Source organism: Acidipropionibacterium jensenii, assembly GCF_005890135.1.
Lineage (GTDB): Bacteria > Actinomycetota > Actinomycetes > Propionibacteriales > Propionibacteriaceae > Acidipropionibacterium > Acidipropionibacterium jensenii.
Genome location: NZ_CP040635.1, coordinates 1,278,773 through 1,291,089, shown reverse-complemented (window position 1 = coordinate 1,291,089; position 12,317 = coordinate 1,278,773). Strand labels below are relative to the sequence as shown.

Annotated in this window: 10 protein-coding genes; 7 read left to right on the top strand and 3 right to left on the bottom strand. The window is 69.8% G+C overall.

Features of this window, described 5'->3' with window-relative positions; translation table 11 throughout:
* Positions 1-136: 136 nt before the first annotated feature.
* Positions 137-1,411, top strand: a complete 1,275-nt coding sequence (locus FEZ32_RS05615; protein ID WP_175415737.1) for an ROK family protein — start codon at positions 137-139, stop codon at positions 1,409-1,411.
* 78 nt (positions 1,412-1,489) lie between these two features.
* Here the strand turns inward: FEZ32_RS05615 and FEZ32_RS05610 are convergent, their stop codons facing one another.
* Together FEZ32_RS05610 and FEZ32_RS05605 are read right to left on the bottom strand one after the other, a co-directional pair.
* Positions 1,490-3,385, bottom strand: coding sequence for an ABC transporter ATP-binding protein (locus tag FEZ32_RS05610; protein WP_217496628.1), 1,896 nt, complete (start codon positions 3,383-3,385; stop codon positions 1,490-1,492).
* A complete protein-coding gene (locus FEZ32_RS05605) occupies positions 3,382-5,289 on the bottom strand; it encodes an ABC transporter ATP-binding protein (RefSeq protein WP_138680160.1) in 1,908 nt (635 codons plus the stop codon). Before FEZ32_RS05605 ends, FEZ32_RS05610 begins: the two co-directional genes overlap by 4 nt.
* Before the next feature lie 138 nt (positions 5,290-5,427).
* Between FEZ32_RS05605 and FEZ32_RS05600 the strand changes: the two genes are divergently transcribed.
* The 5 genes from FEZ32_RS05600 to FEZ32_RS05580 are packed head-to-tail and all read left to right on the top strand — an operon-like array spanning position 5,428 to position 10,306.
* Entirely contained in the window at positions 5,428-5,913 is a 486-nt protein-coding gene (locus FEZ32_RS05600) for a low molecular weight protein-tyrosine-phosphatase (RefSeq protein ID WP_084149171.1), read from the top strand.
* Complete coding sequence (locus tag FEZ32_RS05595; protein ID WP_138680159.1) at positions 5,910-6,794, top strand: type 1 glutamine amidotransferase family protein; 885 nt, start codon at positions 5,910-5,912, stop codon at positions 6,792-6,794. The genes FEZ32_RS05600 and FEZ32_RS05595 overlap by 4 nt, the downstream gene beginning before the upstream one ends.
* Before the next feature lie 19 nt (positions 6,795-6,813).
* Entirely contained in the window at positions 6,814-7,518 is a 705-nt protein-coding gene (locus tag FEZ32_RS05590) for a response regulator transcription factor (RefSeq protein WP_197720470.1), read from the top strand.
* Positions 7,519-7,568: 50 nt separating this feature from the next.
* Positions 7,569-8,951, top strand: coding sequence for a sensor histidine kinase (locus FEZ32_RS05585; protein ID WP_028702052.1), 1,383 nt, complete (start codon positions 7,569-7,571; stop codon positions 8,949-8,951).
* On the top strand, positions 8,948-10,306 hold the full coding sequence (locus tag FEZ32_RS05580) for a YibE/F family protein (RefSeq protein ID WP_138680158.1): 1,359 nt from the start codon (positions 8,948-8,950) through the stop codon (positions 10,304-10,306). The genes FEZ32_RS05585 and FEZ32_RS05580 overlap by 4 nt, the downstream gene beginning before the upstream one ends.
* Positions 10,307-10,314: 8 nt before the next feature.
* Here the strand turns inward: FEZ32_RS05580 and idi are convergent, their stop codons facing one another.
* On the bottom strand, positions 10,315-10,929 hold the full coding sequence (gene idi / locus FEZ32_RS05575) for an isopentenyl-diphosphate Delta-isomerase (protein ID WP_028702051.1): 615 nt from the start codon (positions 10,927-10,929) through the stop codon (positions 10,315-10,317).
* A gap of 158 nt (positions 10,930-11,087) precedes the next feature.
* Between idi and FEZ32_RS05570 the strand changes: the two genes are divergently transcribed.
* Positions 11,088-12,293 (top strand): MarP family serine protease, encoded by a 1,206-nt coding sequence (locus FEZ32_RS05570; protein ID WP_138680157.1) that lies wholly within the window; start codon positions 11,088-11,090, stop codon positions 12,291-12,293.
* Positions 12,294-12,317: the final 24 nt, after the last annotated feature.

Sequence of the window (12,317 nt, the reverse complement as noted above, 5' to 3'; positions counted from 1 at the left end):
CACGTTGAGGCCACTCCTGCCGACATCGATGGCGACACTTCTGCGATGAGTAGATTCAGTGACTAGATTCAGTCATCGAAGAAACTGATGTGCATTAGCATGCCTGATGTCATCACACAGCGCAAGGGGCAGATCGATGAGTGTCACCGAGGCGCCGGCCAAGCCGCCCGCCAGTACCCGGGCGGTGCTCGACTTCGCCTGGGATGCCGGGAAGTTCCGCGCCGATGACGCGATAGCCGCCACCGGCCTGACCCGTTCGACGGTGCTGGCCGCCCTCGACTCGCTCATCGACATCGGCCTGGTGGAGGAACTGCCGAGCGGCCGGCAGGCCCCCGGCGCCGGGGTCGGGATGGCTCTGTCGACCGGTGCGCACGGCGGCTCCCGGCTGGGCAGGCCCGCCCGGCGCTTCCAGCTGCGCGCCGAGGCAGGGGTCGTCATCGGGGTGGACGCCGGCTGGGCTCACCTCACCACCATCGCCGCCGACCTCTCCGGCCACCAGCTGGCCCGCGAGGAGGTCGATGTCACCGAGGCCGACCGGGAGTCGCCCGATCGCCGCCGCGATCTCATCCTCACCGCCATCGACGGGGTGCTGGCGGCCGCCGGGAGAGCGGTGGACGAGGTCATCTCGGTCGGACTGGGGGTGCCTGCCCCGGTCAACGGTGAGGGCGTCTCGCCGCCGCATCCGCTGCATTTCTGGGAGCACATGAACCCCGGCCTGCAGGCCACCCTGGACGAACTCTTCCCGGCGGCGCGGGTGGAGAACGATGCCGCTCTGGCGACCATCGCCGAGGGTGCTGCCGGAGCAGCTCGCGGCTACCAGCACTTCGTCGCCGTGCTGGTGGGGCGCCGGCTCGGCGCGGCGGTCTTCCTGGAGGGCCAGATCGTGCGCGGAGCTCACGGGGCGGTCGGCGAGCTCGGGGGGCTCTCACTGATCTCGGGGATAGGCAACACCACCGGACTGGGCACCCGGGCCGAGGAGTGGGCCGCCACTGCCCTGGCGGAGGGCCGGATACCCGCCGACCATCCGTGGGCCGAGCTGGGTGCCGACGAGTTCACCGCTGAGAACCTGCTCGCCAGCGCCAGGCTGGATGACCCGGTCACCGGTCCGCTGTTGACCGAGCTCGGGCTGACTCTGGGCCGGATCTGCAGCGTCCTGGCGCATTTCTACGATCCGGAGGCGATCGTGCTGTGCGGGGCGGTGACCGCTGCCCTCACCGAGGTGCTGCGCATCGCCCGCTGGTACGCCGCCGAGGAGGCCCAGGTTCCGGCGCCGGCCATCCTGGTCTCCCAGCTGGGCGGCGACGTGGTGGTGATCGGCGGGCTGTCGGCCGCCCGCGACGCGGCACGCCATATCGTGGTGCCCACCCTGCTGGCCCGCCAGCATCAGCAGGCCCGGGCCTCCGGCGAGTGAGGCCGGAGCCCCACCGGATCGGTGACGTGCAGTCGCCGCTGCCGACCTCGGCGGCCTCGGATCCGAGGCCCGGCCCCCTCAGGCCAGCGACGCCTCCCATGCCCGGTGCAGGTCGGCATACCGGCCCCCGCGCAGTTGCAGTTCGGCCGGGGCACCGTCCTCGATGATCCGACCGTGCTCCAGCACCAGCACCCGGTCGGCGATCTCGACCGTCGACAGCCGGTGGGCGATGATGATCGCCGTCCGATCGGCCAGGATGGTGCGCAGCGCCCGTTGCACCAGCCGTTCCGAGGGGATGTCCAGGGAGGATGTCGCCTCGTCGAGAATGAGCACCGCCGGGTCGGCCAGGAAGGCGCGGGCGAAGGCCACCAGCTGACGCTGGCCGGCCGACAGCCTGCCTCCCCGCTGGGAGACGTCGGTGTCGTAGCCGTCGGGCAGCGCCCTGATGAACTCCTCGGCGCCGACGGTACGGGCGGCCTCCCGGATCTCGGCGCGGCTGGCATCAGGGCGTCCGAAGGCGATGTTGTCGGCGACGGTGCCGTTGAAGATGAAGTTCTCCTGGGTGACCATCGTGATGTTGCGGCGCAGATCGGCGTCACTGAGCCGCTCCAGCGAGGTCCCGTCCAGTTCGACCGACCCCGAGGTGGGGTCGTAGAACCTGGACAGCAGCTTGGCGATCGTCGTCTTGCCCGCACCGGTGGTGCCCACCAGTGCCACCGTCTGGCCGGCCGGGATGTGCAGGTCCAGGTCCGGGAGCACCGGACGGCCGGCGGCGTAGCTGAAGACCACATGGTCCAGGTCGACCCGCCCCTGGGCGCGACCATCCCCTGCCACGGCCACCGGATCGGAGGGCTCGGGGACGCCGGGCTGCTCGTCGAGCACCCCGGACAGCTTCTCCAGGGCCGAGGAGGCCGACTGGAAGGTGTTGTAGAACTCTCCGATCTGTCCCAGCGGTTCGAAGAACTGACGCAGGTAGAGCAGGAAGGCGGCCAGCACGCCGACGGTCGCCCAGCCCCTGATGACGAACAACCCACCGACCAGCAGGACCATCCCGATGGTGATGTTGCCGATCACCGCGATACCGGGCATGAAGATCGCGAACAGCCGGAAGGACCGCACGTTGATCCCCCGGTAGCGGTCCGACAGACCGGTGAAGATCTCCTGATTACGCGGCTCGCGGCGGTAGGACTGGACAGCCTTGATGCCGGTCATGGTCTCCACGAACTGCATGATCACCTGGGCCGAGGCGTTGCGCACCTTGCGGAAGGTGCGGCTGGACTCGCGGGCGAACCAACGGCCCAGCAGGGCCACGAAGATGATCGAGGTGAGGCAGATCAGGCCGAGCCGCCAGTCCATCACCAGCAGCATGATGCTGGTGCCGACCAGGGTGAGGACCGCCGAGATGAGCCCGTCGAAGCCCTCCTCCATCAACTCCGCGATGGCGTCGACGTCATTGGTCATCCGGGAGACCACCCGCCCGGAGGTGTAGCGGTCGTGGAAGGACACGTCGAGGCTCTGGAAGTGCCGGAACACCCGACGTCGCAGCTCCAGCAGGAGGTCCTGACCGATGCGTCCGGAGATCCTCAGGAAGGTGATCCTGGTGATCACCTGGATCACCAGGGCCGCCGCCATCGCCACCACGGTCTCGATGAGATAGCGCGACGAACCGCCTGCCATCAGCGGCGGGATGCCGTAGTCGATGCCGCGGCGGACCAGCCACGGGGAGGCCAGTCGAGCCATGTTCTCGACCAGCACCATCGCGATCAGCAGCCAGACCAACGACTTGTAGGGGCGCAGCAGGTCCCACAGCAGGGCACGGCTGCGCGCCTTGAGGAAGCCGGAGGCCTTCTGGGAGACCTCGGCGGCCTCCTCATTGGCGACGCCGCGCCAGGCCATCTCCTGATCGAGCTCGGTGGCACTGGCGGACGCCGTGCCGGGAGCCTTCTGGGCGGTCGAACCGGAGTTGTCACTCATCGCTGGGACTCCCATCCAGCAGTACTCGATCCAGCCGTCCTCGAAGGGCCGGGGGTCGCATCGGCCATCGCGGCCTCGGCGTCGTAGTCGGCGCTCAGCAGCTCCCGGTACTCGGGAACGGTGGCCAGCAGTTCCGAGTGCGTGCCGACATGGGTGATGGTGCCCTGCTGGAGCATCGCCACCCGATCGGCCAGCAGCACCGTGGAGGCGCGGTGGGCCACCACGATCGCGGTCACCCCCACCAGCACCCGCCTGAGCGCCGCCTCGACCAGTGCCTCGGTCTCCATGTCCAGTGCCGACAAGGTGTCGTCGAGCACCAGGATCCGGGGTTGCACGATCACCGCCCGGGCCAGCGCCAGCCGCTGCCGCTGGCCGCCGGACAGGCTCATCCCCTGCTCCCCGATCCGGGTCTCCAGACCCCACGGCAGGTCGCGCACGAAACCGGCCTGGGTGGTGTCGATGGCCGACCAGATCTCCTGGTCGGTGGCATCGGGACGGCCGAGGGTGAGATTCTCCCTGACACTCATCGAGAACAGCGTGGCGTCCTCGAAGGCGGTGGCCACGATCGAGCGCAGGTTGACCACCTCCAGGTCGCGGATGTCGACCCCGTCGATACGGATCGCCCCACCGGTGACATCGGCCAGCCGGGGCACCAGAGCGGTCAACGTCGTCTTCCCCGATCCGGTGCCACCCACCAGGGCGACCGTCTGACCGGCCGGGATGTCCAGATCCAGGTGGTGCAGCACGTCGTCGTCCCCATTGGGGTAGCGGAAGCTGACATCGTCGAAGGTCAGCCCACCGGCCACCCGGTCGAGGTGCTCGGGGCCGTCAGTGATGGTCTCTGGGGAGTCGAAGATCTCGCAGATCCGGTCGGCAGCGGTCATCGCGTCCTGGGACATCGACAGCAGGAAGCCCAGCGAGGCGACCGGCCAGATGAGGCTCATCATCAACGTGATGAAGGCCACCAGAGTGCCCAGCGACAGCCGGTGCTGGGAGGCTGCCAGGGCGCCCAGACCGAGCACCACGATGAGGGTCAGGCCCGGGATGGCCTCCAGGAATGTCCAGAACTGGGAGGTGAGCCGGACCCGGTCCATGCTGGTCCGGTAGAGGGTGGTGGATTTTCTGTCGAACCCCCGGTAGACGTGCTGGGAACGACCGAAGGCCTTGATGACGCGCAGGCCATGGACCGATTCCTCGACCACCGAGGCGACGTCGCCGTTCTGGTCCTGGATGGCCCGCGACAGTCTGGTGTAGCGACGCTGGTTGACCAGGCACAGTGCCGAGATCGGCAGCGCCGCGACGATGACGACCAGCCCCAGCGGCCAGTACATCCTCATCAGCAGGGTCGTGACGATGACGATCTGGAGGAAGTTCATCAACAGGAAGAGCATCCCGAAGCCGAGGAATCGGCGCACTGTCGAGAGGTCGTTCATGATCCGGCTGAGCAGCTGGCCGGACTCCCACTGGGCATGGAACCCCAGCGGCAGGCGCTGCAGCTTCGCGTAGAGGTCCAGCCGGATGCCGGTCTCGGTGCCCAGCGTCCCGCGGGCCACCACCCAGCGGCGCCAGAACATGAACAGCGCCTCGACGACGCCGATCCCGATCGCCGCGGCACCGAGTGTGAACAGGCCGGGCCGGTCGGAGTGGGCCACCGGGCCGTCGATGATCCGGCGGATCAGCAGCGGGGTGACGATCCCGGCCAGCGTGGAGGCCAGCGCGAAGACCACCATCAGCGCGAACCGGGTGGCGTAGGGACGCAGGTAGGGGGTGAACCTCAGCAGATTGCCGAGCCGGTGCCGGTGTCCGTCGGGGCGCGGCGGGGCCACCGCCGCAGGCCGTCCCAGGGCGTCGCCGTAGAGCTGCTCGACCTCGGTGCTGACGGTGGGCAGGGTGCGTGAGGGCATGGGGACTCCTGGTGGATCTTCGGGATGGATCGTGGGCGCGCAGACCTGGCGCCATCACTCAGGAGTGGAACAACATGGCCTATACGCTATGCCCGAATGGTCCAGGACACCAGAACGCAGCCGACCGAGAGGCCCCTCATGTCATATCCGCCATCCGTGATCTTCGTCTGCTGGGGCAACATCTGCCGCTCCCCGATGGCCGAACGGGTGGCCCGCAGGTGGCTCGCCGATGCCGGCGTGGCGGCTCGGGTGACCAGCGCCGGGGTGAGTGACGAGGAGGGCTTCGCCCCGATGGACTCGCGGGCCAGGACGGTTCTGGAGGCCCACGGATACGACGCCGCCGGCCACCGCGCCCACCAGATCGACGCCGAGGAGATCCGGGGGGCCGACCTGGTGATCGCCGCCGAGCCGATGCACCTCACGATGCTGCGCCGGATGGCGCCGCACGCCACCAATCTGCGCCTGATCTGCGACTACGACCCCGCGAAGAAGCGCGGCACCGCGCTGCCGGACCCCTGGTACGGGCCCGACCAGCAGTTCACCGCGACCCTGCAGGCGATCGAGGCGGCGATGCCCGGAATCGTCGACGCCGTCTCGAAGCTGCCCGATAGGCTGGCGCCATGAGCTTCTTCCTGGTTGGCGGCGGGTCCGAGTCCCCGGAAGGCGCCGACGGTACGGGCCTGGACGAGGTCTACGACGCCTTCATCGAGGAGGCGCGCTCGACCGGCCGTTCCACACTCGCCGTCGTGGTCTGCGGATCCCCGGAGTCCGCCGAGGTCTACTCCTCCCCGCTCGCCGGGATCGTCACCTCGCGGTGGCCCCAGGCTCAGATCCGCACCATCCGTCTCACCGATGAACCCCCGCTCACCCCTCTGGAGGGGTTGGACGAGCTCGCCGGGATCATCGTCGGCGGCGGCCGGGTGGCCGACTACCTGGCGGGGCTGGGGCCCTCGGCCGATCAGCTCTCCCGGCTGGTCCGCGGCGGCTCCCCCTGGCTGGGATTCTCGGCCGGGGCGATGGCCACCGCCGTCACCGCCATCGAGGGGGGCTGGCACCTCCAGGGCCGACAGATCTACCCCGAGGCGGCATCCGAGGGGTTCGACGAACTCGCCCTGGCGCAGGGGCTCGGCCTGGTGAGCATCACCTGCCTGGCCCACAACGACACCTGCGGCGGCGACGGACTGCTCATCTCGGCGATCGACTCCGGACTGCTGTCCTCGGCGGTGGCCGTCGACGAGGGCACCTGCCTGGTGATCCACCACAGCTCGGGACGCACCCAGGTGATGGGCTCCGGGGTGGTCCGCTGGTTCACCAAAGACCCGCAGGGGGTCATCGTCCGCTCTGAGCGGAGCCCCCACAAGGAGGTCCCACCGCCACCAGCCGCTCCGCGGTTCGCCGGGATGGCCCGGATCGCCGCGGCCGCCCGTGCCGCTCACCAGCGCCATGACACCGAGAAGACCGGTCCGACCGGGGACACCGCCGTCCCGGTCGAGTCCGGTCAGTGAGAGGTGGCAGGCTATGGCCATGCACATCCTTGTGGTGGACGACGACCGAGCCGTCCGCGAGTCCCTCGCACGGTCGCTTCACTACAGCGGTTACGAGGTCGACACCGCCAGTGACGGCGTCGAGGCCCTCGCCAAGCTCAGCTCGATCCACCCCGACGCGGTCGTGATGGACGTCATGATGCCCCGGCTGGACGGCCTGGAGGCCACCCGGATGCTGCGCGACAACGGCAACGACGTCCCGATCCTCATCCTCACCGCCCGCGACGCGGTGGGCGACCGGGTGGACGGGCTGGACGCCGGAGCCGACGACTACATGGTCAAGCCCTTCGCCCTGGACGAGCTGCTCGCCCGGCTGCGCGCCCTCACCCGCCGGTCCCGCGCGGAGGCCGAGGCCGAGGCCGGCGGCGAGGACGAGTCGGAGCTGCTCTCCTTCGCCGATCTGAGCCTCGACCCGCAGACCCGCGAGGTGAACCGGGCGGGACGCCGGATCAACCTCACCCGCACCGAGTTCGCCCTGCTGCAGGTCTTCCTGCAGAACCCCCGCAAGGTGCTGGAGCGCAGCTGGCTGCTGCACGAGGTGTGGGGGTTCGACTTCCCCACCACCGCCAACTCCCTGGAGGTCTACATCGGCTACCTGCGCCGCAAGACCGAGCAGGACGGTGAGCCCCGCCTCATCCACACCGTCCGCGGAGTGGGCTACGTGCTGCGAGAAGCGACTCCGTGATTCCACGCTGGTGGCGTCGGCTGCTGGACTGGCAGCCCCGCATTCCGCGCATCACGATGGGCCGGCGGGTCACCATCCTGGTGGCCCTCAGCGTCGCGGTGGCCGTGATGGCGACCAGTCTGGCCGGCTACTCGATGACCCGGCTGTCGCTGTACTCCCAGCTCGACAACCGGCTCACCGCCCTGGCCCGGTACCTGTCCACCCCGATCAGCAACGGCACCAGCGACATCGGCGAGTTCAGCACCGACGCCCTGCAGGTCTCCGACGTCACCATCACCCTGGTGCGCGCCGACGGGACCGTCGAGAACGTCCCGGGGGCGGTCACCACGGTGCCCACCGGCCCCGAGGAGCTGGCGGTCGCCCGCATCCAGTCGGGCACCTCGACCCGCACCGTCACCGACTCCGAGGGGGTGCCCACCCGGATCGTCTCGGTGCCGCTGTCGGTCAACGGCGTCCGGTACTCCCTGGTGGTCGGACGCTCCCTGCAGCCCACCGAGGCCACCCTGCACTCGCTGTGGCTGGTTCTGGTGGCCACCGGTCTGCTCGGCATCCTGTTCACCGCCATCACCGGCTACTTCGCGGCCAGCTCGACGACCCGCCCGATCCTCGACCTGTCCCAGGCCGTCCAGCGGGTCACCCGCACCGACAAGCTGGACCCGATCCCGGTGCGCTCCTCCGACGAGCTCGGCCGACTGGCCACCTCCTTCAACACCATGCTGTCGTCGCTGGCCAGCTCCCGGGAGCGCCAGCGCCGGCTCATCGCCGACGCCTCCCACGAGCTGCGGACCCCGCTCACCTCGATGCGCACCAATGTCGAACTGATGCTGGCCGACCAGAAGACCGGGATGCTGCCCGAGGCGGCGCGCGGGGAGATCCTCACCGACATTGCCGCCCAGCTGGGCGAGTTCTCCAGCCTCATCGGTGACCTGGTCCAGCTCTCCCGCGACGACGCGATGACCCGGTCCCCCGAACCCCTCGAGCTGTCGGCGGTGGTCTCCAAGGCGGTCGAACGGGCCCGCCGGCGCGGGCCGGGGCTCACCTTCGACGTCGAGCTGGCACCCCACCCGATGATGGGCGATGCCGCCACCCTCGAGCGGGCCGTGACCAATCTGCTCGACAATGCCGTGAAGTTCTCCCCTCCCGAGGGCACCGTCACCGTGCGGATGGAGGACGACAAGGTCATCGTCTCCGACCAGGGCCCCGGCATCGCCGAGGAAGACCTGCCCCACATCTTCGAGCGGTTCTACCGCTCCGACCGCTCCCGCAACACCCCGGGAACCGGCCTGGGACTGTCGATCGTGGCGCACACCGTCACCTCCCACAACGGCTGGATCAAGGCCTCCCGGGCACCCGGCGGGGGAGCCATGTTCACCATGAGCCTGCCGGTCGCCGACCTTCCGGAGCCCGCCGCCGACGAGACGGCCTCCGAATGAGCGACCCCGGCCATTCCCACCGGCCGAGCACCCCGGAGCAGGCCGCCCGGGAGCGCTCGGCCCTGGGCCGTCTGCTGCTGATGCTGGCCCCGCTGTTCCTGGCCACCGTGGTGGGGATCATCGCGCTGTGGCCCCACGACGTCTCGGCCCATCTGCAGTCCGACACCGCGGCCTGGAACGCGCCGGGGGTGACGATCGTCAACGGGACCATCGAGTCGGTGCGCAACGGCTCGTGCCAGGGCACCCCCGGCTCCACCGGAACCAGCACCGGGGAGAAGTGCGCGGTGGCCACGGTGAGGCTGGACCAGGGCAGCGACGCCGGCCGCACCACCACCATCCGGTTCACCTCGGCGGTCACCTCCTCGGGGATCGAGCCGGGCCAGGTGGTCCGGATGTACCGCTCCCCGGGAACCCAGGCCGGTCAGAACACCTCGGGCAGTGCACAGGGCACCGCCTCGGGGACCTACCAGTACTACGAGTTCGAGCGGACCACGCCGCTCATCGTCATCGCGGTGGTCTTCATGGTGGTCGTCGTGGCGGTGGCCAGACGCCGGGGACTGGCCGCCATCGTGAGCCTGGTGCTGGCCTTCGTCATCCTCTCGAAGTTCATGCTGCCCGCCCTGCTGGTCGGTTCACCGCCGGTGCTGGTGGGTCTGGTGGCCTGCTCGGCGATCATGTTCATCGTCATCTACCTCACCCACGGCCTGTCCACCCGCACCACCACGGCCCTGCTGGGCACCCTCTTCGGTCTGCTGCTGTCGGCCGGTCTGGGCTATCTGGCGGCCCGCTGGGCCCACCTCACCGGGGTCACCAGCGAGGACGACTTCATCATCACCGCCACCGCCCCGAATCTGACTCTCGGATCGGTCATCATCTGCGGGGTGATCGTCGCCGGCCTCGGCGTCCTCAACGACGTCACCGTCACCCAGGCCTCCTCGGTGTGGGAGCTGGCGGAGTCCTCCACCAGCCGCCGGGAGCTCTACACCCGCGCGATGCGGATCGGGCGCGACCACATCGCCTCCAGCGTCTACACGATCGCCTTCGCCACCGCCGGGGCGGCCCTGTCGACCCTGCTGCTGCTGAGCATCTACAACATGCCGCTGGGCGACATGCTGAGATCCGAGACCTTCTCCGAGGAGATCGTGCGCACCCTCGTCGGGTCGATCGGCCTGGTGCTGTCGGTGCCGCTGACCACCGCCCTGGGGGCGGTGCTGGCCTGGCAGACGGTGCACGGCCGGGGCACCGACAAGACTCCTGACCGGGCCGCAGAACGGGTCGCCGAGCAGCCCGTCGCCCGGCCTCGCCACGGACTCGACACCGATCCCGACGCGCCCTTCCGCCGCCCCCGGGACTGATCCCCGACTCAGGGCAGGTGGGCGCTGATGTCCTCGCCGAGCTGACGGACCTGGAGCACCGACCACGGGCTGAGCAGCGGGGACATCGTCTGGACCGTGCGGTAGAGATCCTTCCAGCCGACCCAGGCCACCTCCTCGACCTCCTCGGGATCGGGGTACAGCTCGACGATCTCCTCGGGATCGTCCAGCAGGGCCAGGTAGACCGGGCAGAGCTCGTCCTCGACGATTCCCGAGGCGTCGGTGGCCCGGTAGGAGAAGTCAGGGATGGCGCAGACCATCGTCGAGGGGTTGACGTCCAGGCCCAGTTCCTCGCGGACCCGGCGCTCGATGGCTTCGGGAATCTTCTCCCCCGGGCGGGGATGGCCGCAGCAGGAGTTGGTCCAGACCCCGGGCCAGCTCACCTTGCCCAGGGCCCGCCGGGTGATGAGCACCCGGCCGCCGACATCGAGGATGTGGCAGGAGAAGGCCAGGTGACGGGGGGTCGAGCGGGTGTGGACGGCCAGTCTCGGCGCCGTGCCGATCTGATGTCCGTCCCTGTCCAGGAGCACGACGAGGTCGTCCTGGTCGTCAATCGCCTCACCGTCGGAGGCTGGTCCGACGCCGGACTCGCTCTGACTCGTCATGGGGACAAAACTACATCATGTAGCACGAACTCATCAGGAGAACTGGTGCCAGTCACAGCTCATGACGAACTGCGCACAGATATGCACAGACAACCGTGTCAGTCTGGAGGGTGCGCCGATACTCCCGGTGCGATCCCGAGACGGAGGAGGATGGAGACATGAGCGGTTCCGGCGCACTGGACATCGTCCTGGTCCTCCTGTTGATCGGCCAGGCGGTCAGGGGACGACGTCGGGGCGCGGTGGTCGGTGTCCTCAGCCTGGCGGGACTGGTGCTCGGCGCCTGGCTCGGGCTGTGGCTGTCGGGTCGGCTGGCCCCCTGGATGGCCACCCAGGGAATCGGTCCGGTCGGCAGCGCCGTGCTGCGGATCATGGTGCTGCTGGCGGTCGCCGCCATCGGCGAGTCCCTGCTGTCGGGGATCGGCATGCGCCTCAACCGTGCCAACCGCATCCCCACCCTGAGGGCGGCCGACTCCCTGGTGGGGGCGGTCGTCTCGATCCTCGTCTCGGCCGTCGTGCTCACCGTGCTGGCCGGGGCGGTGCGCCCGCTGGTCCCCACCGACTGGTCCCGGGCCATCGCGGGTTCCCGGGTGCTCGCGGTCACCGACGAGGTCGTTCCCGACGCCGTCAACCGCGCCGCGGTGCGGGCCGCCGGATCGCTGGCCGACGGCTTCCCGAGGGTCTTCTCCGGTCTGGAGACCGAACCCGAACTGCCCACCGGGACCCCCGACGAGGCGGTCATCCGCAGCGCCGGGGTGCAACGGGCGGCCGGCAGCATCATCAAGATCAGGGCCACCTCCACGCTGTGCTCGCGGGCCTCGGAGGGCAGCGGCTGGGTGAGCGCCGACGACCGGGTGGTCACCAATGCCCACGTCGTCGCCGGGGCGAGCAGGGTGACCGTCCAGATCGGGGGGACCGGTCTGTCCCGGCCGGCCACGGTGGTCTCCTACGATCCGAACCTGGACCTCGCGGTGCTGTCGGTGCCGGGGCTGGACGCCAGGCCGTTGACGATGTCGTCTCCCCCCGCCGACGGCCAGCAGGCGGTGGTCGCGGGATTCCCCCTCGACGGACCCTTCACCCTGGCGGCGGCGCGGGTGCGCGGTACGATCCTGGCCCGCGGCGAGAACATCCACTCCACCGCCACCGTCACCCGTGAGGTGATGGCGATCCGCGGCACCGTCCAGCCGGGCAACTCCGGGGGGCCGCTGCTCACCACCTCCGGGGAGGTGGCGGGAACCGTCTTCGCCCGCTCGACCGGGGAGGCCGACACCGGATACGTCCTCACCAACTCCGCCACCCGGGCGATGATCACCGCCGGGGCCACCGACACGACCCCGGCCTCCACCCAGACCTGCGCGGTCGACTGAGGCCTTGGTCCGACCATCGCGGGG